The 23279-nt window shown below is 39.7% G+C and carries 22 protein-coding genes and 1 pseudogene; all 23 read right to left on the reverse strand.

Annotated elements, in window-relative coordinates; translation table 11 throughout:
• Positions 1 to 325: 325 nt before the first annotated feature.
• Positions 326 to 2683: an FtsK/SpoIIIE family DNA translocase gene (locus U9R83_RS20595; RefSeq protein WP_182420400.1), complete on the reverse strand. Its 2358-nt coding sequence runs from the start codon at positions 2681 to 2683 to the stop codon at positions 326 to 328.
• Positions 2684 to 2821: 138 nt separating this feature from the next.
• Positions 2822 to 3031 (reverse strand): YlzJ-like family protein, encoded by a 210-nt coding sequence (locus U9R83_RS20600; protein ID WP_013058819.1) that lies wholly within the window; start codon positions 3029 to 3031, stop codon positions 2822 to 2824.
• Positions 3028 to 3780 (reverse strand): ClpP family protease, encoded by a 753-nt coding sequence (locus U9R83_RS20605; RefSeq protein WP_014458479.1) that lies wholly within the window; start codon positions 3778 to 3780, stop codon positions 3028 to 3030. Before U9R83_RS20605 ends, U9R83_RS20600 begins: the two co-directional genes overlap by 4 nt.
• A gap of 105 nt (positions 3781 to 3885) precedes the next feature.
• Positions 3886 to 5553: a ribonuclease J gene (locus U9R83_RS20610; protein WP_014458478.1), complete on the reverse strand. Its 1668-nt coding sequence runs from the start codon at positions 5551 to 5553 to the stop codon at positions 3886 to 3888.
• A 194-nt stretch (positions 5554 to 5747) separates the two neighbouring features.
• Positions 5748 to 6620, reverse strand: coding sequence for a 4-hydroxy-tetrahydrodipicolinate synthase (dapA, locus tag U9R83_RS20615; RefSeq protein ID WP_014458477.1), 873 nt, complete (start codon positions 6618 to 6620; stop codon positions 5748 to 5750).
• Between the two features lie 75 nt (positions 6621 to 6695).
• Positions 6696 to 7928 carry an aspartate kinase gene (gene dapG, locus U9R83_RS20620; protein WP_014458476.1) on the reverse strand — a complete coding sequence of 411 codons (1233 nt, stop codon included), beginning with the start codon at positions 7926 to 7928 and terminating at the stop codon, positions 6696 to 6698.
• Positions 7929 to 7967: 39 nt separating this feature from the next.
• Positions 7968 to 9011, reverse strand: coding sequence for an aspartate-semialdehyde dehydrogenase (gene asd, locus U9R83_RS20625; RefSeq protein WP_014458475.1), 1044 nt, complete (start codon positions 9009 to 9011; stop codon positions 7968 to 7970).
• Between the two features lie 180 nt (positions 9012 to 9191).
• Positions 9192 to 9797 (reverse strand): dipicolinate synthase subunit B, encoded by a 606-nt coding sequence (locus U9R83_RS20630; RefSeq protein ID WP_013058825.1) that lies wholly within the window; start codon positions 9795 to 9797, stop codon positions 9192 to 9194.
• The gene (dpaA, locus tag U9R83_RS20635; RefSeq protein WP_013058826.1) at positions 9797 to 10696 is read right to left on the reverse strand and encodes a dipicolinic acid synthetase subunit A; all 900 of its coding nucleotides are present in this window, start codon (positions 10694 to 10696) and stop codon (positions 9797 to 9799) included. The genes U9R83_RS20630 and dpaA overlap by 1 nt, the downstream gene beginning before the upstream one ends.
• Before the next feature lie 188 nt (positions 10697 to 10884).
• The gene (locus U9R83_RS20640; protein WP_013058827.1) at positions 10885 to 11151 is read right to left on the reverse strand and encodes a YlmC/YmxH family sporulation protein; all 267 of its coding nucleotides are present in this window, start codon (positions 11149 to 11151) and stop codon (positions 10885 to 10887) included.
• 98 nt (positions 11152 to 11249) lie between these two features.
• The gene (locus U9R83_RS20645; protein ID WP_028411394.1) at positions 11250 to 12494 is read right to left on the reverse strand and encodes a M16 family metallopeptidase; all 1245 of its coding nucleotides are present in this window, start codon (positions 12492 to 12494) and stop codon (positions 11250 to 11252) included.
• A gap of 28 nt (positions 12495 to 12522) precedes the next feature.
• The gene (locus U9R83_RS20650) at positions 12523 to 13503 is read right to left on the reverse strand and encodes a polysaccharide deacetylase family protein (RefSeq protein ID WP_013058829.1); all 981 of its coding nucleotides are present in this window, start codon (positions 13501 to 13503) and stop codon (positions 12523 to 12525) included.
• Positions 13504 to 13645: 142 nt separating this feature from the next.
• A complete protein-coding gene (gene pnp / locus U9R83_RS20655; protein ID WP_014458473.1) occupies positions 13646 to 15772 on the reverse strand; it encodes a polyribonucleotide nucleotidyltransferase in 2127 nt (708 codons plus the stop codon).
• Positions 15773 to 15940: 168 nt separating this feature from the next.
• Complete coding sequence (rpsO, locus tag U9R83_RS20660; protein ID WP_013058831.1) at positions 15941 to 16210, reverse strand: 30S ribosomal protein S15; 270 nt, start codon at positions 16208 to 16210, stop codon at positions 15941 to 15943.
• Between the two features lie 149 nt (positions 16211 to 16359).
• Positions 16360 to 17316, reverse strand: a complete 957-nt coding sequence (gene ribF, locus U9R83_RS20665) for a bifunctional riboflavin kinase/FAD synthetase (RefSeq protein ID WP_042991925.1) — start codon at positions 17314 to 17316, stop codon at positions 16360 to 16362.
• A gap of 28 nt (positions 17317 to 17344) precedes the next feature.
• A complete protein-coding gene (gene truB, locus U9R83_RS20670) occupies positions 17345 to 18262 on the reverse strand; it encodes a tRNA pseudouridine(55) synthase TruB (protein WP_243549895.1) in 918 nt (305 codons plus the stop codon).
• Between the two features lie 92 nt (positions 18263 to 18354).
• Entirely contained in the window at positions 18355 to 18720 is a 366-nt protein-coding gene (rbfA, locus tag U9R83_RS20675; protein ID WP_013058834.1) for a 30S ribosome-binding factor RbfA, read from the reverse strand.
• Positions 18721 to 18734: 14 nt separating this feature from the next.
• Positions 18735 to 19013, reverse strand: a complete 279-nt coding sequence (locus U9R83_RS20680) for a DUF503 domain-containing protein (RefSeq protein WP_013058835.1) — start codon at positions 19011 to 19013, stop codon at positions 18735 to 18737.
• Positions 19010 to 20878 (reverse strand): annotated as a pseudogene (infB, locus tag U9R83_RS20685) (translation initiation factor IF-2); the annotation flags it as partial. The gene U9R83_RS20680 and the pseudogene infB, both read right to left, overlap by 4 nt.
• Before the next feature lie 22 nt (positions 20879 to 20900).
• Positions 20901 to 21200: a YlxQ family RNA-binding protein gene (locus tag U9R83_RS20690; RefSeq protein WP_115654820.1), complete on the reverse strand. Its 300-nt coding sequence runs from the start codon at positions 21198 to 21200 to the stop codon at positions 20901 to 20903.
• The gene (gene rnpM / locus U9R83_RS20695) at positions 21200 to 21481 is read right to left on the reverse strand and encodes an RNase P modulator RnpM (protein WP_013058838.1); all 282 of its coding nucleotides are present in this window, start codon (positions 21479 to 21481) and stop codon (positions 21200 to 21202) included. The genes U9R83_RS20690 and rnpM overlap by 1 nt, the downstream gene beginning before the upstream one ends.
• A 13-nt stretch (positions 21482 to 21494) precedes the next feature.
• On the reverse strand, positions 21495 to 22607 hold the full coding sequence (nusA, locus tag U9R83_RS20700; RefSeq protein WP_013058839.1) for a transcription termination factor NusA: 1113 nt from the start codon (positions 22605 to 22607) through the stop codon (positions 21495 to 21497).
• A gap of 37 nt (positions 22608 to 22644) precedes the next feature.
• Complete coding sequence (gene rimP / locus U9R83_RS20705; protein WP_013084764.1) at positions 22645 to 23115, reverse strand: ribosome maturation factor RimP; 471 nt, start codon at positions 23113 to 23115, stop codon at positions 22645 to 22647.
• Positions 23116 to 23279: the final 164 nt, after the last annotated feature.

Consider the following 23279-nt stretch of genomic DNA (forward strand, 5'->3'; position numbering starts at 1 on the left):
AAAAATGAGATTGAGACATAACGAAATGAATCAATCTAAAGATGAACAACTGGCATACATGAACTGAACAGGTTGTGACACCGCAGTTGATTTCCGTGCAAGACTCCGGTTTCGGCGGGCGATGAGCCTCCTCGTCGCTTGCGCTTTTCCCGCAGGAGTCTTCGCCTTGCCCTTCAATCCACTGCTAGAAGGAACGACACAGATGAAACCTATGTTCACCATAACAAAAAAAAACGAACCATTAATCAAACATTTTGATTAATGGTTCGTTTTTCACTTGGGCTACAATATTTTTGTCCTAGCCTCATTTTTTCTAGTAACATTATTAAGATCCAACATCCTCGTTTTGCTGAGAAATCAGCACCGAACGCGGCTTACTTCCTTCATAAGGTCCCACCACTCCACGCTCTTCCATCGCATCGATTAAGCGTGCAGCCCGGTTATAGCCAATTCGAAAGCGTCGCTGCAGCATAGAAACAGAAGCTGTTTGCATTTCTGCTACAAGCTGTACAGCTTCGTCATATAGCTCATCTGCAAAATCATCAACTTGTTCAGGAGCATCGGTTGGAATCATTTCTTCTTGATACTGCGCTTTTTGCTGTGCAATTACAAAATCAACAATCTCTTCTACTTCTTCATCTGATAAAAAGGCACCTTGCACACGCACAGGTTTTGAAGCTCCAACAGGCATGAACAGCATATCTCCTCTTCCTAGAAGCTTCTCAGCTCCTCCCATATCTAAGATCGTCCGAGAGTCAGTTTGTGAAGATACACTAAAAGCGATTCGGGAAGGAATGTTTGCTTTAATAACCCCGGTAATGACATCTACGGATGGTCGCTGTGTAGCAATAATCAAATGAATGCCGGCAGCACGAGCCATTTGAGCAAGACGTGTGATCGAATCTTCGACGTCAGATGACGCAACCATCATCAAGTCAGCCAACTCATCGACAATCACCACAATATAAGGAAGAGTCGGCTGTTTTGCATCGGCGTCTCCATCATCATTCATACGTTTTACTAAATCGTTATATCCTTCAATGTTTCTCGTTCCGCTGTGTGAAAACAGCTCGTAACGTCGCTCCATTTCACTTACAACTTTCTTTAATGCTTGAGAAGCTTTTTTCGGATCCGTTACAACAGGAGCTAATAAATGCGGAATGCCATTGTACATATTCAGCTCGACCATTTTAGGGTCAATCATCATTAATTTTACTTCATGAGGCTTGGTTCTCATTAAAATACTGATAATAATACCGTTGATACACACACTTTTTCCGCTTCCTGTTGCCCCTGCTACAAGCATATGAGGCATTTTATTAAGCTCTGCTAGCACAGCTTCGCCTGAAATATCTCTTCCTAAACCAACTAATAGCTTTTTATCCGGTCGGTTATTTTCAGTTGCTTCAAGTACTTCTCTAAGTGAAACCATCGCTACTTCTTCGTTCGGCACTTCAATTCCTACCGCTGATTTCCCGGGAATTGGAGCTTCAATCCGAATATCTTTGGCAGCTAATGCAAGTGCTAGATCATCACTTAAATTAACAATCTTACTTACTTTTACTCCTACATCAGGATATACTTCATATTTTGTAACAGCTGGTCCAAGGTGAACTTTTGCCACTTTTGCTTTTACGCCGAAACTTTGAAACGTTTTTTCAAGTTTTTCGGCATTTTTATAAATGTTTTTATGCTCTTTTGCCTGGTTGCTTTTCTTTGGCATCGTTAATAGCTTGATAGGAGGAAGCTCATACTCTTTATTTTCTGTTTCAGTAAATGTAATCATAGGAGCTTTTTCTTCTTCCTGTTCCTTTTGCGGCCTTGGCTGTTGCGGTGCAGCAGCTACAGGCTTCGATTCCATAACCGGCTGCACCGGAGCTATAGGAGCAGCAGGAGATTGACTAGACTCTTCCTCTCCGTAGTCAAAGTGTTCAATAATTGGAGGCGAAGGTGCTTCTACTTCTATGTCCATGCTTTCTTCAGGTTCTTGCACAGATTTTTCTTGACGTCTCTTTTTTGTTGTTTTAGGAGCTTTTTTCTTCTTATGTTTCCACGTCTGAATATCTTGCCAGCCTTCTTTTAACTCCGTTGTTAAAAAATTCACTAGAGGTGATAGAAGTTTTAATACCGTTTCGTGAAGCGAACGTCCGGTAATAAGCAATACCCCAATCACAATAAGCAAGGCAGCGATAAGTTCTGTTCCTAAGCTATCAAACAGATAGTAGAACATGGCAAACATAATAGCTCCTATCATCCCTCCACCTAAATCACTGTGATTCGATTGGCCCGTTGCTTCGAGCATATACAAATCCCACGTATTCATAATGACAGATGGATCTGTAAACGTTCCGTTTTTCGATAAATTTTCAAATAACGTCACGTGACTAAACAGTAAAATAGATAAAATAATGAGATATGTACCGATAAGCTGCCGCGTCACTAAAGGAGGCATTTCTCTTTTCCAAATAATATAAACAGATAAAATAACCATTCCAATTAAACACAGCATATACCATTCGCCAATAAATAAGCGGACCACTAGTACAAGAGCCTGTCCTACAGCACCGAGTCCTGCCATGGCAATTAACGTTAACGCTAATAAAAATAAGCCAATAAGCTCAAAGCGCAATATGCGTTTCCATTCATCCTTTTTTATTTGACCTCTTCGTTTTTTCTTTGCCATTTTTCCACTCCAATCAACGTCCAACACCCTATGTTGATTTTGTTTCTTTTATCAGTTGAATAAAAAAGCAGCCAATACAGCGGCTGCCTTCTTCGTCATATTCATTATACCATATTCACCATAATTATACTGAAATCCTTACGACAAAATTTGACCAGGATAATAATTTTCGTTCAAATAATCTTGAGGATTCGTGCTTAAAATCCTCACAATTTGCTGTTGCTTTTGTTCATTTTCTTCAACAATAACCGGGATTCCATTATGGTTAATAAGCTTTGGCTGAGATTGTTCTTGATGATAAGACTGCTGAAAGATCAGTTCTTGAGGCATCATTGTATACAAAATCATTGCAGCAGCTGCTCCTCGTTCTGACGTCCTTGCTCAATCAGTTCATTCAATTTTTTGATCGCTTGAGCAACTCCGCCTACTTCGTTAATTAACCCGTATGAAACAGCATCTCCGCCAACTACATTTGTCCCGATATCACGCGTTAAGTTTCCTTTTGAAAACATAAGCTCTTTAAACTTTTCTTCTGAAATATGAGAGTGTTCTCTCACAAAGTTAATCACGCGCTCTTGCATTTTATCTAAGTATTCAAATGTTTGCGGTACACCAATAACAAGACCTGTTAAGCGAATAGGATGAATGGTCATGGTCGCTGTACCGGCAATATACGAATAATCAGTTGAAACCGCAATTGGAACACCGATTGAATGTCCGCCTCCTAACACAATGGACACAGAAGGCTTGGATAATGAAGCAATCATTTCAGCAATTGCAAGACCCGCTTCTACATCTCCACCTACTGTATTCAAGATAATAAGCAACCCTTCAATTTTTGGATTTTGTTCGATCGCCACAATTTGCGGGATGACATGCTCATATTTTGTCGTTTTGTTTTGAGGAGGCAGCTGCATGTGCCCTTCGATTTGTCCTACAATCGTTAAACAGTGAATATTAGAATCCTGAGGAAGCTGAGCCACATTGGTCTGTCCTAATTGTTGAATTTTATCTAATATTCCGCCCTTGCCTTCTTCATTTTTATTAGGCTGCTGAGGCGCTTCATCAGAATGTAATCTTTCGTTATTTTCAAACATATTCTAGCTCCTTTCACTTATTGATAGTAGTAGTATGAACTTCTCATAGTTATTACATCCGCATCACCTGCAAATAAAAAGCCTTCCCAAGGGGAAGGCTTCACATTAGATTTCCATGATAATCGGTAAAATCATCGGTTTACGACGGGTTTTTTCATATAAAAATTGATTTAAACTTTCTCTCATTTTTAATTTTAATGAAGACCACTCGATCACTTTGTCTTCCATACACTTTTCTAAAATTTGCTGAACAATCTTCGTTGCTTCTTCTAAAAGCTTTTCTGATTCTCTTACATAGACGAATCCGCGAGAGATGATTTCTGGCCCCGCTACTACCGTTTTTTGGCGTTTATTAATCGTAACTACTACCGTTAAGATTCCGTCCTGTGACAGCAGCCTGCGATCTCTCAGAACGATATTTCCAATATCACCGACACCTAGCCCATCAATGAGCGTATTTCCCGCTTGAATAGAACCGCTAGGGTACATGCGAGCATCTTTAAATTCAATTCGCTCACCTTTTTCAAGCAAACAAATATGATCTTCTGATATTCCTAATTGACCGGCCAGCTTTGCATAAGCTTTTTGTTTTCGATACTCTCCATTCACAGGCATAACATATTTCGGCTTTGTTAAGTTAATCATAAATTTTAATTCTTCTTGACTTCCGTGTCCGGAAGCCTGCACTTTTTTCTGTGCAAACACTACGCTTGCTCCCAAACGATAGATAACGTCAATTGTTTTTGAAAAGGTCGTTTCGTGCCCCGCCACAGGTGTAGCAGCCAGCAGGACCGTATCGTCCTGTTTGATTTGAATAAATTTATGGGACTGTTTAGCCATTCGAGTAAGACCTGAAATTGGTTCTCCGTGATGGCCTGTTGTTAAAATAACCGTGTTTTGTTCTGGCAGATCTTTTAGCTTCTGCACAGGAACAATTAAATCCTCTGGCAGCTGCAAATGTCCAAGTTTTGCTGCAATATCAATGATTTTCAGCATACTTTTTTCCATAACGATCAGGTTACGGCCGTGCTGATATGCGGCATGAATGATTTGCTGAATGCGGTGCAGATTGGAACTGTATGCAGCAACAATGATTCGACCTTTGCTTTTATAAAAAGCGTCGGTAATATTTTGTCCGATAACGGCTTCGGAAACTGTATAGCCTGGCTTATCCGCATTTGTACTGTCTGAAAGCAAACACAGGACGCCTTTTTCCCCAATGGCAGCCATTTTTCCAATATCAGCGCTTTGAATGCTGACTGAATTTTGATCAAATTTAAAATCACCTGTATATACAATCGCACCTTGGTTTGTTTGTAAACAAATGCCGACTGAATCTTGTATGCTGTGCTGCGTTCTAAAAAATGAAATATCCACTCCTTCAAACGATAAAACCGTTGACGAAGTGATAGGATGTAAAGCTTCATATTTTTTAATTCCATACTCTTTTAACTTTTCTTTGATAAGTGCTAGCGTTAATTCTGTACCATATACCGGCACGTCCAATTTTTGAAGTATAAAAGGAATAGCCCCAATTTGCTCTTCGTGTCCATGAGTAACAAATATGCCTTTTACGTTGTGCTGATTTTCTACTAAATATGTAATGTCAGGAATGACAATATCAATTCCCAACATTTCCCCTCCCGGAAACTTTGACCCTGCATCTAACACATATATGTTTTCATTGATTTCCACCACATACATGTTTTTTCCAAGTTCTCCGACTCCACCCAAGGCTGAAATTTTAATATTTTCTGTCTTTTCTAGTACCATAAGTTCCTCCTACTTACTTTCACCCGTACAATTTCATTTGCTTACATTATAACTGAAGTAAGAATTGGAATACAAGAAATTTCATTCGTCTATTTCCGTCATCTGCTCTTCTATTATCTTATAAGAAAAAAACGTCTCTTCATCGACTCGTATATACGGTCAATGAAGAGACGTTTAAAAAACATACTTATAGCTTATAGCGTATTTAATGTGCTGACTAATGTTTGACGTTCTTCTTCCGTTAACGGAACTAAAGGTAATCGCACGGATCCTACGTCTAACCCTTTTAGCTGTAAAGCTGTTTTAACAGGCGTTGGGCTTGGAGCCGCAAAAAGAGATTTCATAACAGGTACAATACGCTGATGAATTTTTGCTGCTTCTTTTGGATTTCCTGACTCATACAACTTAACCATCTCTTGCATTTCATTTCCAATAACATGAGAGGCAACAGAAATAATACCAGTTCCTCCAATTGCTAATACCGGCAGTGTTAAACCATCGTCACCGCTGTATAAAGCAAAATCATCGCTTGTTTGTGCGATAATTGCCGTCATTGCGTCAAGGTCTCCGCTTGCATCTTTTAACGCTACAACGTTCGGCAGTTCAGCTAGGCGTACAATTGTCTCAACAGACATATTGATCACAGATCGCCCTGGAATATTGTATAACATGACAGGAAGCTCTGTACTTTCAGCAATTGTTTTAAAGTGCTGGTACAGACCTTCCTGATTTGGCTTGTTGTAATAAGGTGCTACAATCATAATCGCATCTACGCCGATTTCTTCTGCTTTTTTTGTTAACTCAATTGATGCATACGTATTGTTGCTTCCTGTACCTGCAATAACTGGTACACGGCCATCTACTACTTTTACCGAGTGGCGGAACAGCGCCAGCTTTTCTTCTGTTGAAAGCGTAGGAGATTCACCCGTTGTTCCTGCAATAACCAATGCATCCGAACCGTTGCTGATTAAATAATTAATAAGCTGCGTTGTTTTTTCAAAATCGATATTTCCTTTATGATCAAAAGGCGTTACCATCGCTGTTGCGACTTTCCCAAAATCAATCATGTTTTCACTCCTTGAAATTGCATTATCCCTATTCATGTAATGAACCGTTAGCTTATAGCTAACGGAACATGTAGTTTATCTTTTTTGCGGTGCTTTTGACAAGTCAAAGGCACCATGAAGAGCATTAACAGCTCTCTTTAAATCTTCTTCTTTTACAAGCACCCAAATCGTCGTATGGCTGTCAGCGGATTGTAAAATCTGAATACCTTCGCCAGAAAGGGCTGTAACAATTTTAGATGTAACACCAGGCACCCCTGCAATTCCTGCCCCAACCGTTGACACTTTGGCGCAGTTGCGAATAATAGCCGGCTCATATCCTAGCGCATGAAGCACATCAATTGCTTTGTCAGTTGCTTCATCTGTTACTGTATATACAACGCCCTTTGGTGAAATATTGATAAAATCCACGCTGATTTTTTCTTGCGCCATTGCTTTGAATACTTCTGCTTGCGTATCATAATGGCCTTCTTTACTAAACACTTTAATTTGAGTCACGTTTGATACGTGCGCGATCCCTGTTACAAGGCGTTCTTGTACATCACTTCCACGCTGCTGTGCTTCACCTTGAGATGTAACGAGCGTACCTTCTGAATCAGCATATGTGGAACGGACGCGCATCGGTACTTTTGCTTGCATGGCAATCTCTACGGCACGTGGATGAACTACTTTTGCACCTTGATAAGCCATGTTGCATATTTCGTTATATGTGACAACCGATAGCGGTCTTGCATCTTCTACAATACGCGGATCAGCCGTCATTACACCTTCCACATCCGTGAAAATGTCAATGTAATCAGCCATAAGCGCCGCACCTAAAGCCGAGGCAGATGTATCGCTACCTCCGCGTCCAAGCGTCGTTGTATCGCCTTCAGTGGTTGCCCCTTGAAAGCCTGTTACAACAACGACATCATATTCTTCTAATTCTTTTAACAAACGGTCGCATTTCATTTCTAGTATCTTAGCATTGGTAAAGTCATTATTCGTTACAAATCCAGCCTGTGCACCGTTTAATGCCGTAGCTTTAATACCATTTTCGTTTAACAAATTCGTAAACACAACCGATGAAATTAATTCTCCGCATGCCATAAGCATATCGAGCTCACGTTTATTAAGAGACGCTTTATTTCCATCAACAAGTGAAAGCAATGTATCCGTTGCATACGGTTCACCTTTTCGTCCCATTGCCGATACAACAACGACTACTTTGTAACCCTCACTTAATGCATTGTTTAAATGATAGATTGCTCTTGCTCTTCCTTCTTCGTTACGAACGGAAGTTCCTCCAAATTTTTGGACGATTATTTTCATACTTACACCTCATCATGTTCCGAGACACTCTGGTTGCGCTTATTTTACTAAGCTAAGCTTAATAAGTGATTCTGCAATTTGTACAGAATTCCAAGCTGCACCTTTTAACAAGTTATCAGAAACGATCCACATATGGAAACCGTTATCGCGATCTAAATCTTTACGAATACGGCCGACAAACACATCTCGTTTACCTACACAATCTGCTGGCATTGGATATACTTGATTTTCTGGATCATCTTGCAATACGATACCAGGTGCATCAGCCAATAAATTTTTCACATCAGCTACCGTTACACCGTCTTTTTCAATTTCAATGTACACTGACTCTGAATGACCTGTTACAACCGGTAGACGAACACAAGTAGCAGCTACTGGCAATTCAGGCATGCTCATAATTTTCTTCGTTTCATTAATCATTTTCATTTCTTCAAATGTAAAACCGTTATCTTGAAATTTATCAATTTGCGGAATGGCGTTAAAAGCAATTTGATAATGTTTTTTATCTCCACCAACCGGTAAAATTTCCGGTGTAAACTCTTTTTCTTCTAAAATTGCTTTAGCTTGTTCTTTTAATTCATTAATTGCAGCAGCGCCTGCTCCAGAAACGGCTTGATACGTTGATACTAGCACTTTAGATAAACCGTATGTTTCGCGTAATGGCTGTAATGCTGCTACCATTTGAATTGTAGAGCAGTTTGGATTAGCAATAATTCCGTTATGTCCGTGTAATGCGTCTTCATTCACTTCCGGCACAACTAACGGAACATTTTCATCCATTCGATAAGCGCTTGTGTTGTCTACAACGATTGCTCCGCGTTTTACTGCCTCTGGTGCAAGTGCTTTTGAAATGCTGCCTCCTGCACTGAATAAAGCAATATCTACGCCTTCAAAGCTATCAGGAGTTGCTTCTTGCACAACAACTTCTGTCCCGTTAAACAACACTTTTTTACCAGCTGAACGAGCTGAAGATAATAACGTTAATTTACCAACTGGAAAATTACGCTCCTGTAGGGTTTTAATCATTTGTTGTCCTACTGCACCTGTTGCTCCTACTACTGCTACATGTAATTCTCTTGTCATTTTAATACCGCCTCCAACAATTTTCAACTACTCAACATTTATCTGCATATACTGACTATTTTAACATATTATTATGCTTCATTGCGTCAAAGAAGAGAAGATTTTTAAAATCTTCTCTTCTTTGAGATTGAGAGTTCTCTTACAGCCGCAGTATTGGATTGATTCATGCAACAATACGTCCTATGACTCTTGACCGTCGCGGAACCTTTCGACAATAACAGGCTGAATCTGTTTATCTTCAAGGGCTGCATAAACCGTGTCTGATAACATCGTCATACGCGCTACCATTGAATTTGGCTTAAGCACCGGGTCATCTTGACCAAATGGAATAAAATAAATATTTTTAGTCGCCATTAGCCTCATTAAGTTTACACCATTTAGCCCTAGTGCGTCATTAGTCGAAATTCCCAGTACCACCGGCTTATTATTACGAAGCGTTGCTTTAGCTGCCATGAGTACCGGAGATTCAGTCATTGCATTTGCAAACTTACTCATCGTATTCCCAGTGATCGGGGCAACCACCATACAATCAAGCGGAATTTTTGGTCCTAAAGGCTCTGCTTTTACAATTGTATTGATGACGGCGTGACCTGTTAATTCCTCAATTTTTTTCACCCAGTCTTCTCCATCTCCAAAACGAGTGTTGGTGGATTGTACAGTGTAAGAAACAACCGGTAACACTTCTGCTCCCAAATTAACAAGCTTTTCAATTTCTGGCATAACCGCATCATACGTACAGTGAGATCCGGTCAAGCCAAACCCTATTCTTTTACCTTTTAATGACATTATTTTTTCTCCTCTCTCGCATCCGCAGCGTCTTTTAATAAATTCACTAATACATTAGCGACAATCTGACCTGCTGTTTTTGGAGCCACAATTCCTGGAAGACCAGGTGCTAAAATAGCTTTAATTCCCCGTTTTTCTGCATAGCGGAAATCAGTTCCTCCAGGCTTTGAAGCTAAATCAATAATGAGCGCATGGGTCGGGACATTAGATAATGTCTTAGCCGTTAAGATGGGGTATGGAATGGTGTTAATACATATATCACTATCAGCAATTTCTTTATCGAGTTCAGAAAGATAAAAAGGTTGCAAACCCATTTCAGCAATACGTGCTAAATGTTCAGATTTTCTAGCTCCTACTTTTACATTGGCACCAAGTGCAGCAAAGGACCTCGCCACGCTCATTCCTACTCTTCCTAAACCTAGTACAGAAATATTTGAACCGTGAATAGTAAAATCTGTATGTTGAATAACAAGCATGATGGTACCTTCAACAGTAGGAATAGAGTTATAAATTGCTACATCATCACGCTCAAATAGCTGAACGAGTTTACGGTTTGTCGTTTTGACTAATTCGTTTAAATACCCATTGCTAATACCAGAATAAATAATGCAGTGCTCAGGCGTTTTTTTAAGTATTTCTTCAGTCAGCACTACTTTTTCATTTGAAAAAATAGTATCTACTTGCCCTTCGTGATTTGTTCCAGGCACTGGAAGGATGATGGCGTCAACATCTGAAAAATCCAGCTCCTCTATCTGATATTTCGTCGCACCTGTAAAACCATGATCTAGCTGATCAAAACCAATAAGAGAGGTTTTTGCATCTAATTGAATTAATTTTCGAATGACTTCAAGCTGCCTAGCATCACCGCCAATTACAGCTATGTGCAAATCCGTTAACATGTTTCATTTTCACCTTCTTTAACATTAAATAGATGTATCTTTCGCTTAAACCATCGAGATGTAAAGTGCTATCATTACGCCCTAGAATGCCTATTGCTTTTCTCCAACATACTATGTAAACACACAGGAATCGGTGAATCTTTATCCCTGAAAATAAAAGAAACGAGATGCAGTAAGCATCTCGTTTCTTATTTTGTTGACTCATTGTTTATGTCTTCTAGCTGATGGACATTTACAATCACCATATCTGTACCAATTTTTTCGATATTCCCCCAGGGCACTCGCACTTCATCTCCTTGCTTTCGAAACCCAAACCACTTCACAGATGGAATAATAAGCGCATTAATTTGTCCCGTATGCTCATTAATTTCAAGATCTGTTTGCCCTAAAATACCCAAACGCTCCGCTCGCTTAACATCTACAATTTCTTTTCCACTCAGTTCGCTTAATCTCATAAAATCCCTCCTTTCATCTAATTTATTGAACAACCATACAAAAAATGACAAAAAAATAAGGCTGGCTCAATTATTTTAGCCAACCTTACTGTTACTGTTTAATTTCCTTTAAAACCTTTAGGTAAATCTCCACTCGGGCTTATTAATGAAAGAGCAAATTCATCTTTGAAAATATCTCGCGCAAGACCATTTACACTATCTTTAGTCACGGCATTAACAAGGTCTAAAATCTCATCTAATGAGCGGTGATAGCCCAGCATTAACTCATTTTTTCCGTTTCTGCTCATACGGCTATTTGTACTTTCAAGACTCAGCATTAAGTTTCCTTTCAACTGCTCTTTGCTGTTAGCAAGTTCTTTATCCGTAATACCTTTGTCTTTCAAATCATAAAGCGTTTCTTGAACCGTATCATATAATACGTCGAGCTGATGGCTTCCCGTTCCCCCATAAATCGTTACAAGACCGCTGTCTCGATAAGAAGAATGATAAGAGAAAACAGAGTAAGCCAAGCCGCGCTGTTCGCGGACTTCTTGGAACAAACGACTGCTCATACTTCCGCCAAGCACGTTATTTAATACAATTAAGCTATATACATCTTCTCCGCCGATTGGCAAACCTTTAAAGCCAAGGCAAAGATGAGCTTGTTCTGTTTCCTTTTTGCGCGCAATATGATTTGTATGGAACTCTGGCTGAACATATTGATGAGCGGAATGACTTGACGTATATGTACCAAAATAGTTTTCCACCTGTTGAATAAAGCTTTCATCAATGTTTCCAGCTACTGAAATAACAATGTTTTCGGGAATATACATTTGCTCCATATACTGACGAAGCGAATCACCATTAAATGTTTTTAACGTATCTTCCGTTCCTAAAATTGGATAGCCTAATGGATGATTGCCATATACGGCTTTTCCTAATAAATCGTGGACAATATCATCAGGTGTATCTTCATACATTTTAATTTCTTCATATACAACATTTTTTTCACGAGCTAATTCCTCTTCATCAAATGAAGAATTAAAGAACATATCCGCCAGCACATCTAGCGCTTGATCTGCGTGTTCGTCTAATACTTTTGCATAGTAGCACGTGTATTCTTTAGAAGTGAATGCATTTACTTGTCCCCCAATGCGGTCGAAGCTTTCTGCAATTTCACGAGCAGATCTTGTTTTTGTTCCTTTAAAAAACATATGTTCAAGAAAATGTGATACACCATTAATTTCAGGGTGTTCACTTCGAGAACCCGTTCCGATCCACACCCCAATGGCCACAGATCGAACAGTTGGGATATTTTCCAATACAATTCTTACACCATTTTTGCACGTATATCGTTTTATCAAGCTAGTGCCTCCCTTTTGCTTATCTCACTTACTTCTTAGTAGAAGAAGGTATTTTCATCATTCTTTCTTCATCTAGCATTGTTGACACATCGCTAACTTTCAGGCCTTTGCGTTCAATATCGGTTAACAATTGGTCAAGTGATTCGGCCGTTGATTCAGTCGGGTGCATCAGTACAATAGCCCCTGGGTGAATCTTTTTCATTACTCGATTAATTAACACTTCTGAACTTGGTTTTTGCCAATCGATTGTATCAACTGTCCACATGATGGTACTCATTTTTAACTGAGAAGCAAGCGTTACTACTTCGGGGCGAAAACTGCCGCTCGGCGGAGCAAACCATTTTACTTTTTGTCCCGTAGTAGATGTAATAATATCATTCGTTTTTTTAAGCTGCTGATTGATTTGACTAGCCGATAAAGTGGCCATATCAGGATGAGAATAAGAGTGGTTTCCTACTTCATGGCCTGCGTCTACAATCATTTTTGCCATATCTGGATTATTTTTAACCCACTTTCCTTCTAAAAAGAAGGTTGCTTTAGCATGGTGCTTTTTTAGCACTTCTAACATTTTAGGCAAATACTCGTTCCCCCATGCTACGTTCACTGTAAACGATACCATAGGCTTTTCATCGTGTCCACGGTAGATAGGTTCCTGTGGTAAATCACTCAAGTGAACCTTTGGTCTAACCTGTTTGTACACTAGTTTTTTTTCATCAAATTTACCCGCAGGTTTCATATTTTTATAAGAAGCAGCAAGATCAACTTTTATGCCGTTATAGCCAGGAACCCGTTTCCAAACGGGATCGATTCGTGCATTCGCTGCTGGCTTTTCATAATCTTTTGCTTTTTCTTCAATCTTTTGATATAACGCATCATGCTGAGCTGATACAAGTTGTACATCGGATTTAAGTGCTTCTATATATGCTTCAGCAAAAGGATTATAAATAGATTTATATGTAATTGCCAGTAAAAATAGAAATGCTGTAAATTGCACAATGGTTCTCTTCACTTATCCTTCCCCCTTTACCATTTAAAATATGTATAAAGAGGACAAGGTAGAACAAACATCTACAAACGATAAAATCGCCCTACACATGGATTTTCTTCATGTATGGACGATTTCACAATATCTATATAGTAGTAAAAGAAGATTATTTTGTTTCTTTTGCTTTTTCTTCTTTTTCTTTTTGTTCTTTTAAAATTGCTTTACGAGATAAGTTAACGCGGCCTTGTTTATCAATTTCCATGACTTTAACTAAAAGCTCGTCACCAATCGCTACAACGTCTTCTACTTTTCCAATACGCTCTTCTGCAAGCTCTGAAATGTGAACAAGTCCATCTTTTCCGCTGAAGATTTCTACAAACGCACCGAATTTTTCAATTCGTTTTACTTTTCCTAAGTACATTTGGCCGACTTCAACTTCGCGTACAAGATCTTCAATAATTTTCTTCGCTTTTTCATTCATCGGCTGATCAATAGAAGAAATGAAGATTGTACCATCTTGTTCGATATCAATTTTAACGCCTGTTTCTTCGATGATTTTATTGATTTGCTTGCCGCTTGGTCCAATAACATCACGAATTTTATCAGGGTTAATAGCCATTGTAAGGATCTTAGGCGCATATTGAGAAAGCTCTTGACGAGGCGTAGCAATCGTTGACATCATATGATTTAAGATTTGCATACGGCCTTTTTTTGCTTGTTGAAGGGCTTCGTCTAAAATTTCACGAGATAACCCGTCAATTTTAATATCCATTTGAAGCGCAGTTACGCCATTTTCCGTACCTGCTACTTTAAAGTCCATGTCTCCTAGGTGATCTTCCATTCCTTGAATGTCCGTTAGAATCGAGTAGTGTTCACCTGATTTGATCAGACCCATGGCAATCCCTGCTACAGGTGCTTTAATTGGAACCCCAGCATCCATCATTGCAAGCGTGCTTGCACAAATACTTGCTTGTGAAGTAGAACCGTTTGACTCTAATACTTCAGATACAAGACGAATTGTATAAGGGAAATCTTTTTCATTTGGAATAACAGGCTCAAGTGCACGTTCACCTAGCGCACCATGTCCAATTTCACGACGACCCGGTCCGCGCATCGGTCTAGTTTCACCAACACTAAATGAAGGGAAGTTATAGTGATGCATGAAGCGTTTAGATTCTTCTACACTTAAACCATCTAAAATTTGCACATCGCCAAGTGCACCTAATGTACAAATGCTAAGCGCTTGAGTTTGTCCACGCGTAAATAGTCCAGATCCGTGTGTACGAGGAAGCAAGTTTGTTTCAGAAGAAAGCGGACGAATTTCGTCAATACTACGGCCATCAGGACGCACTTTTTCTTCTGTGATCAAGCGACGCACTTCACTTTTTACAAGCTTCGATAAAATTTCATTCACTTGGTTTAGTACTTCTTCTTCTACATCTTGCTCTTCAAATTTTGCAGCTACTGCGCTTTTTACTTCTTTAATGGCATTTTCGCGCGCATGCTTTTCTTGAACTTGAACAGCACGGTTCATGTCACCTTCTGCAATTTCGCGAACTTGACGCTCAAGGTCCGCATCAACAGTATAAAGCTCAACTTCTACTTTCTCTTTGCCTACTGCTGCTACAATTTCTTCTTGGAACGCAATTAATTTTTTAATTTGCTCGTGTCCAAACATAATTGCTTCTAACATTACTTCTTCCGGTACTTCATCAGCGCCTGCTTCAACCATGTTGATCGCGTCTTTTGTACCAGCAACCGTCAGATGAATATCGCTTTTTTCAAGCTCATCTACCGTTGGGTTTACCACAAATTCATTGTCTACACGGCCTACGATTACGCCTGCAATAGGACCTTCAAATGGAATATCAGATACTGATAATGCTAATGAAGAACCGAACATTGCCGCGATTTCTGAAGAACAGTTTTGATCTACGCTCATTACAACGCTGACAACTTGAACTTCGTTTCGGAAACCATCTGCAAATAAAGGACGAATCGGACGGTCGATTAAACGGCTGGCCAAGATTGCCTTTTCACTTGGTCTGCCTTCACGCTTAATGAATCCACCTGGGATTTTACCGACTGCATATAAACGCTCTTCATAGTTTACTGTTAACGGGAAGAAATCTACATTTTTAGGCTCTTTTGAAGCCGTTGCTGTACTTAATACAACTGTGTCTCCATAGCGGATTAATGCTGCGCCATTTGCTTGTTTTGCCAACTGGCCAACTTCAACTTCTAGCTTTCGTCCAGCTAGATCTACGGAGAACACTCGTTTTTCTTGTTCCATATCGACGAGTACCCCTCTCTACATATAAAATATGTATGTAATCAAATGTGATAGTTTTATTATAAACGAAATATCCAAAAACAATAGCTTTTTTCACATTATGTAGCATCTTTAATGTTTCTTAAATGTACATACTAAAAAAGCGGGAATGCTCCCGCTTTCTTCTTATTATCGACGTAAACCAAGTTTGTTGATTAACTCACGATAACGAGTAACGTCTTTGTTACGTAGGTAGTTAAGTAAGTTACGACGTCGACCTACCATTTTTAAAAGACCACGACGTGAATGGTGATCCTTTTTATGAGTACGTAAGTGACCGTTTAGATTGTTAATTTGCTCTGTTAGGACAGCGATTTGAACTTCTGGAGAACCAGTGTCGTTCGCATGAGTTTTGTACTCACTAATGATTTCATTTTTACGCTCTTGTGTGATAGCCATCCTATTCACCTCCTTATTATTAAACCCCAGTTACCGAGCAAAACGTTGGTGAATCGTAATGCCAAGCAATGGTTGTTTTACATACAAGTGTTATGTTACTACTTATTGAAGCAAAAAGCAAGTCGTAGCAACTATTTATATATATTTTTTTATTTCTTATGCTTTTGAATTCCTTCAAAATAGGAAAGGGCTTCTTCCTTATCCTTTGAGATCTGACCAACAAGCTCTTCGATGCCGCTGAACTTTTTTTCTGACCGAATCATTCGGTGCCATTTCACCGTTACGTGCTGATCGTAGATTTGCTCATCAAATGACAATAAGTGGACTTCGATTGTTGGCTTTTCTAAATTATCGTGAAAAGTCGGCTTATAGCCCACGTTGCATACTCCTGCATACCACTTGCCGTGGAGCTGAAGCTCAACAGCATACACGCCGATGCGCGGAAGTAAATACTCGTCGTCTAAAGCGATGTTAGCAGTAGGAAAACCTATTTGCCTGCCTCGCTTTTCTCCATGAGTTACTGTACCTGACACTTCATAATAGCGGCCGAGCAGCTCTTTTACTCGATGCATATCTCCATTTGCTAAACTTTCGCGAATAAGCGTTGAACTAATTTTTTCTTCGCCATTTGTTAACTTATCAATTGTTGTTTGCGTGAATTTTGATCGAGAATGAAATGGTAGTATTTCCATTGTTCCTTTACCTAACTTTCCATACGTATAGTCAAATCCAGCTACCACATGCTGCACATTCAGGCCAATAATATACTGATCAACAAACTCTTGAGGCAATAGTGCTGCAAACTGTTTATCAAAATGAACGATATATAAAAAGTCAATTCCCATTTCCTCAATGAGTTTCTTTTTTTCTTCAAGTGGTGTGATCATATCAATGTGCTGTACATTGCGCCCGAGCACCACAGAAGGGTGAGGAGTAAACGTCATAACAGCACTAGCTATGCCTTTTTCATCCGCTAACTGTTTCGCTGAATTTATCACTTGCTGATGCCCTAAATGCACACCATCAAAATAACCCAGCGCTAACACTGATTGTTGAACAGCTTCTCGTTGAAAGTGGTGTGGATGTCGAATTTCAATCGTTTCCAAAACACAGTTCACCTTTTCCCTAACCGGTCTAGTCGATTGCCAACACTTTAACCGGCTTCATTAAATGTTTTTTTGCTGGGTGCTGAGCATAAATCGCTAAGCACTTGCCTGCAGAATTTATCATTAAAAAGAATGGTTCTTTTTTTAACTCTTCATCTTCCGTACACGGCAATACCGCACCGTTTTTCACTTTCTCTGCTAATGTATCACTAATTTGAAGTTTCGGCAAATGATTAAGAGCTTCTTCGATGGAATGCAGTTTCTCATTGATCGTTTCTTCTTCTACTGCCCGTTCAATATCTTCAAATGTCACACAATCTTCCAGTGAAAACTGCCCGGAACCCGTTCGCTGCAAATAAGACATATGAGACGGATAGCCCAGAGCTTCTCCAATCATCACAGCAAGCGTTCGCACATATGTACCTTTGCTGCACGTTACGCGGAATTTGAAAGAAATTTGTTCTCCCTCAAATGTAGCGCGATCATCCAGCAGTTCAAAGTTATAAATATGAATGGTTCTCACAGGGCGCTCTACTTCGATTCCTTGCCTTGCATATTCATATAGCTTTTTACCTTTGACTTTTACCGCGGAGTACATTGGAGGCACTTGCTGAAGTTCTCCCGTCATCGAAGACAGCACTTCTTCAATTTGAGCACGTGAAAAAGAATCCGCTACTTTCTTTTCTTCTACAACCTCTCCGGAAGAATCTTCTGTTGTTGTAGAAAATCCCAGTGTCACTTCTCCTTCATAGGTTTTAGTAGCTCCTGTTAGATACTCTACAATTTTGGTAGCTCTACCGATACAAATAGGCAATACCCCTGTAACGTCTGGGTCTAATGTGCCTGTATGCCCTACTTTTTTAGTGCGAAGCAGCTTTCGGACTTTAAACACACAGTCGTGCGAAGTCAGGCCAGCTGGTTTATGTAAAACTAAAACACCGTCCACTCATTCTTCATCTCCTTTTCATTTAAAAAAGGGTGTCTCAGAAGCAAAAACCACTTTTGAGACACCCTTTTTTGTTTCTACATTCACTGATCTTATTCGTTCTCTTGATGGTCATCGCTTTCTTTTTTAATTTCATGAAGCAATGATTCAATTCGATTACCATAATCAATTGATTCATCAAACTCAAACGTAATTTCAGGTGTTTTACGTAAGCGAATGCGCTGACCAATTTCTGAGCGGATAAATCCTTTTGCTTTCGCAAGGCCTTTTAACGTATTCTCACGCTGTTCAGCATCTCCTAAAACAGAGATATAAACTTTCGCTTGCTGTAAATCGCCTGATACTTGAACATCTGTTACAGTCACAAAACCGATGCGCGGATCCTTGATTTTACGATTTAAAATCTCGCCCATCTCTTTTTTCATTTGTTCTCCGACTCTAGTTGCTCTTATGTTCATCTGTGTCACCCCTTTTATAACCAATCAAAAGTTGTAATGGTACGTTCAATCTCTGGAAAAGAATCAATCAAGCTTAGCGCTTTTTGCAGTTCTTGTTCCGTTGTGACACGGCTAGATGAGACTGCGACAATGCTAATTTTTGTTCGTTGCCACACATCTTGAAAATCAGTTTCTGAAACTGATACGTTAAACCGCTGCTTCAAGCGCATCAAGATGCGCTGTAGCACGGCACGTTTTTCTTTAAGAGAAGCAGCATCGTAAATTAAGCATTCACACTCCACTAGTCCAATCATTTAGGATCAATTTGCTCCATTACATATGCTTCAATAATATCTCCTTCTTTAATATCATTGAAGTTTTTAATTGTAATACCACACTCATATCCTTGAGCAACTTCTTTTGCATCGTCTTTAAAGCGTTTTAGCACATCTACTTCACCTTCAAAGATAACAATTCCGTCACGGATTAAACGAATTCCACTATTACGCGTAATTTTACCGTCTGTTACGTAACTTCCTGCGATTGTACCAACTTTTGATACTTTGAATGTTTGACGTACTTCCACTTGACCGATGATTTTTTCAGCAAACTCAGGATCAAGCATTCCTTTCATCGCAGATTCAATTTCTTCAATTACTTTATAAATAATGCGGTGAAGACGAATATCTACGTTTTCTACGTCAGCTGTACGTTTTGCTCCAGCATCTGGACGCACGTTAAAGCCGATAACGATTGCGTTAGAAGCAGTTGCAAGAATGATATCAGATTCTGTAATCGCACCTACACCCGTATGGATAATACGAACATTTACACCCTCTACATCAATCTTTTGAAGAGCAGCAGCCAATGCTTCTACAGAACCTTGTACGTCTGCTTTTACGATAAGGTTTAAGTCTTTCATTTCACCTTGTTTAATTTTTTCAAATAAATCATCTAAACTTACGCGAGATTTTTCACCGCGCTGTTGTTCAAGCTGCTTTTGAGCACGAGCTTCTCCGATTTGACGAGCTGTTTTCTCATCTTCAAACACTAAGAAACGATCTCCAGCTAACGGAACTTCGTTTAGGCCAGTAATCTCAACCGGAGTAGATGGTCCTACTTCCTTCACACGGCGGCCGATATCATTTACCATTGCGCGAACGCGGCCAAACGTATTTCCGACTACAATTGGATCACCTACGCGTAGTGTACCAGTTTGAACAAGAAGCGTTGCTACAGACCCACGGCCTTTATCTAGCTGTGCTTCTACAACTGTACCTGCTGCACGACGGTTAGGATTTGCTTTTAACTCTTCTACTTCACTTACAAGTAAAATCATTTCAAGCAACTGATCGATCCCTTCACCTGAAATAGCTGAAAGCTTACAGAAGATTGTTTCTCCGCCCCACTCTTCAGCTACAAGTCCGTGCTCCATTAGTTCTTGCATAACGCGATCTGGATTTGCTGCTTCTTTATCCATTTTGTTAACCGCAACAATAATTGGCACTTCTGCCGCTTTTGCATGGTTAATCGCTTCAATTGTTTGAGGCATTACACCATCATCTGCTGCAACAACAAGGATTGTAATATCCGTTACTTGCGCACCGCGAGCACGCATCGTTGTAAATGCAGCATGCCCTGGTGTATCAAGGAATGTAATTTTCTTTTCGTCAACCACAACTTGATAAGCACCGATATGCTGCGTGATACCGCCTGCTTCTGCAGCCGTTACTTTTGTGTTACGGATAGAGTCAAGAAGCGTCGTTTTACCGTGGTCAACGTGACCCATGATTGTAACAACTGGAGGACGCACTTGAAGGTCTTTTTCGTCATCGATGATTTCTAATGATTCAAAAGCAGTATCATCTACCACTACTTCTTCTTCAACTTCTACACCGTATTCTCCGGCAATTAGTTCGATAGAATCTTTATCTAACTCTTGGTTAATTGTTGCCATTACACCAAGCATAAATAGTTTTTTAATAATTTCAGAAGGCTCTTTGCCTAATTCTTTTGCTAACTCAGAAACCGTTAAGCTTCCGACAAACGTTACTTTTTCCGGTAACTCTTTTGCAGCTGCTGGAGCTGGTCTACCTTTTGGTGCCTGTGACTTTTGTGCCTGTGGCTTTTTGTTACCTTTATTGTTTCCTTTGTTAGCTGTTGATTTTGTATTTTTATTCAATACTTTCACCCCCATAAAATTAACCGAGCATCGTTGCTAGCTTTTTAGCAAATCCCTCGTCCATAACGGCCACCACAACTCGAGCATCTTTACCAATCGCTTGACCTAGCGTGTAGCGATCGGGAACGATTCTAACCGAAACGTTGTAGTAAGAACATTTATCCGTTACTTTCTTCTTTGTGTTTTCAGACGCATCGTTTGCTAAAAGTACTAACTTTGCTTTTTGTTTCCGAACTTCTCTAACCACAAGTTCTTCTCCAGAAATCAATTTGCGTGCACGGTTTGCAAGCCCTAAAAAGGAGATCCATTGTTCATTCATTAGCGTGACTGTTTCTCCTTTTCTACAAGCGCTAGCAACTCTTCATAAACCGCTTCATCTATTGACGCGCCTAAATGTGTCGAAAGCACATTTTTCTTTTTTGCCAATAAAATTGCTTCTTTATCCTTGCTTACATAAGCTCCGCGCCCGGACTTTTTACCCGTTACATCAACTGAAACGTCGCCTTCTTTTGAGCGTACAACGCGTACTAGCTCTTTTTTAGGCTTCATTTCTCCAGTGGCCACACATTTTCGCATCGGGACTTTTTTACGATTGTTCACCTTGGCTCACCTCTTATTCCATATCTTCATCTGAATCAAATGCATGTTGACTTACTAGCATATCATCGCTGTTTTTTACAACCATACCTTCTTGTTCAGCTTCTGATTGACTTTTGATATCAATTTTCCAGCCTGTCAGCTTAGCGGCTAGACGTGCATTTTGTCCACGTTTACCAATTGCAAGTGACAGCTGATAGTCAGGAACGATAACAGTTGTTGCTTTTTCATTTTCATCTACAATCACATCTACTACCTTAGATGGACTTAGGGCATTGGCAACAAATTCAACTGGGTCATTTGACCAGCGAACGATGTCAATTTTTTCACCTTTTAGTTCATTCACAACAGCCTGTACGCGCTGACCTTTTGGCCCAACACAAGAACCGACCGGATCTACTTCAGCATACTCAGAATGAACAGAGATTTTTGAACGGTCTCCAGCTTCGCGAGCTACTGATTTTAATTCAACTGTACCGTCATAGATTTCCGGTACTTCTTTTTCGAAAAGACGTTTTAAAAGACCTGGATGCGTACGTGAAACATAGATTTGTGGGCCTTTTGTTGTTTTTTCTACTTTCGTAATATACACTTTAATACGATCATGAGGTTTATACTGTTCATTTGGCATTTGCTCGCTTTGAGGAAGCAATGCTTCAATTTTGCCAAGGCTCACATAGATGAAGCGAGAATCTTGACGCTGAACAATACCTGTCATAATATCTTCTTCGCGATCGCTGAACTCTGAATAGATAACGCCGCGTTCCGCCTCACGAACACGCTGTGTAACAACTTGTTTTGCCGTTTGAGCCGCGATGCGTCCAAAGTCTTTTGGCGTTACTTCGATTTCAACCACATCGTCTAGCTGAAAGTTAGGGTTGATTGTTTGTGCTTCTTCAACCGAAATTTCCAGACGTGGATCATATACTTCATCAACCACATCTTTGCGAGCAAACACACGCATTGAACCTCTTTCTAAATTTAAATCAACGCGTACGTTTTGCGCTTGGTTAAAGTTGCGTTTGTAAGCAGAAATTAGCGCTGCTTCAATTGCTTCAATAATTACATCTTTGCTAATGCCTTTCTCTTTTTCAAGAATGACTAAGGCATCAAATAACTCACTGCTCATCGTTGGATAATCCCCCTTTAATATTGGCCCCTACACATTAAAATACAATCGCTAATCGAGCAAAAGCGACTTTGTCATATGGTAAAACCACCGTTTTTGTGCGTGTTTTGATACGAATAGATAACGTGACAGTTTCTCCGTCAAATGATTGTAATTCGCCTTCAAATTCTTTTGCACCTTCAATTGGTTCATATGTTTTTATGTATACATGCTTACCAATTGCACGTTCAAAATCTTTATCTTTTTTTAATGGGCGTTCCGCACCAGGCGATGATACTTCTAAAAAATAGTTATGAGGGATTGGATCTACTGCATCCATTTTCTCACTCAATTTTTCACTTACTGCTCCGCAGTCTTCAATATCCACGCCGGTATCAGAGTCGATAAACACACGTAAAAACCAATCTTTTCCTTCTTTTACGTATTCAATTTCAACAAGCTCTAAATTCATTTCCTCTAAGATAGGGGAAACCATTTCTTCTACTGTTTGTTTTACATTTTTACTCATTCTAATCCTCCCTTCGAGACATTGCATGGTATGTTTAGGTTACGCGTTTTTTATGTCTCTTATATCAAAAAAGAGTGGTTTATTTGCTATTTTTATTTTGCACTCTATAAGAGGTCTAACCTACTAGAGTGGAAATGTTGTCATTTATGTTGCAGGATTTTAAA

This window comes from Priestia sp. LL-8 (assembly GCF_036227845.1).
Lineage (GTDB): Bacteria > Bacillota > Bacilli > Bacillales > Bacillaceae_H > Priestia > Priestia zanthoxyli.

Coding starts and splice junctions, on each gene's coding strand:
- U9R83_RS20595 (WP_182420400.1), bottom strand. CDS start 2,683: ATGGCAAAGAAAAAACGAAGAGGTCAAATAAAAAAGGATGAATGGAAA.
- U9R83_RS20600 (WP_013058819.1), bottom strand. CDS start 3,031: ATGATTTTGTATACAATGATGCCTCAAGAACTGATCTTTCAGCAGTCT.
- U9R83_RS20605 (WP_014458479.1), bottom strand. CDS start 3,780: ATGTTTGAAAATAACGAAAGATTACATTCTGATGAAGCGCCTCAGCAG.
- U9R83_RS20610 (WP_014458478.1), bottom strand. CDS start 5,553: ATGGTACTAGAAAAGACAGAAAATATTAAAATTTCAGCCTTGGGTGGA.
- dapA (WP_014458477.1), bottom strand. CDS start 6,620: ATGATTGATTTTGGGAAAGTCGCAACAGCGATGGTAACGCCTTTTGAT.
- dapG (WP_014458476.1), bottom strand. CDS start 7,928: ATGAAAATAATCGTCCAAAAATTTGGAGGAACTTCCGTTCGTAACGAA.
- asd (WP_014458475.1), bottom strand. CDS start 9,011: ATGACAAGAGAATTACATGTAGCAGTAGTAGGAGCAACAGGTGCAGTA.
- U9R83_RS20630 (WP_013058825.1), bottom strand. CDS start 9,797: ATGTCATTAAAAGGTAAAAGAATAGGGTTTGGCTTGACCGGATCTCAC.
- dpaA (WP_013058826.1), bottom strand. CDS start 10,696: ATGTTAACGGATTTGCACATAGCTGTAATTGGCGGTGATGCTAGGCAG.
- U9R83_RS20640 (WP_013058827.1), bottom strand. CDS start 11,151: ATGAGATTAAGCGAACTGAGTGGAAAAGAAATTGTAGATGTTAAGCGA.
- pnp (WP_014458473.1), bottom strand. CDS start 15,772: ATGGAACAAGAAAAACGAGTGTTCTCCGTAGATCTAGCTGGACGAAAG.
- rpsO (WP_013058831.1), bottom strand. CDS start 16,210: ATGGCTATCACACAAGAGCGTAAAAATGAAATCATTAGTGAGTACAAA.
- rbfA (WP_013058834.1), bottom strand. CDS start 18,720: ATGAACATAAGAGCAACTAGAGTCGGAGAACAAATGAAAAAAGAGATG.
- U9R83_RS20680 (WP_013058835.1), bottom strand. CDS start 19,013: ATGATTGGACTAGTGGAGTGTGAATGCTTAATTTACGATGCTGCTTCT.
- U9R83_RS20690 (WP_115654820.1), bottom strand. CDS start 21,200: ATGAATGAACAATGGATCTCCTTTTTAGGGCTTGCAAACCGTGCACGC.
- nusA (WP_013058839.1), bottom strand. CDS start 22,607: ATGAGCAGTGAGTTATTTGATGCCTTAGTCATTCTTGAAAAAGAGAAA.
- rimP (WP_013084764.1), bottom strand. CDS start 23,115: ATGAGTAAAAATGTAAAACAAACAGTAGAAGAAATGGTTTCCCCTATC.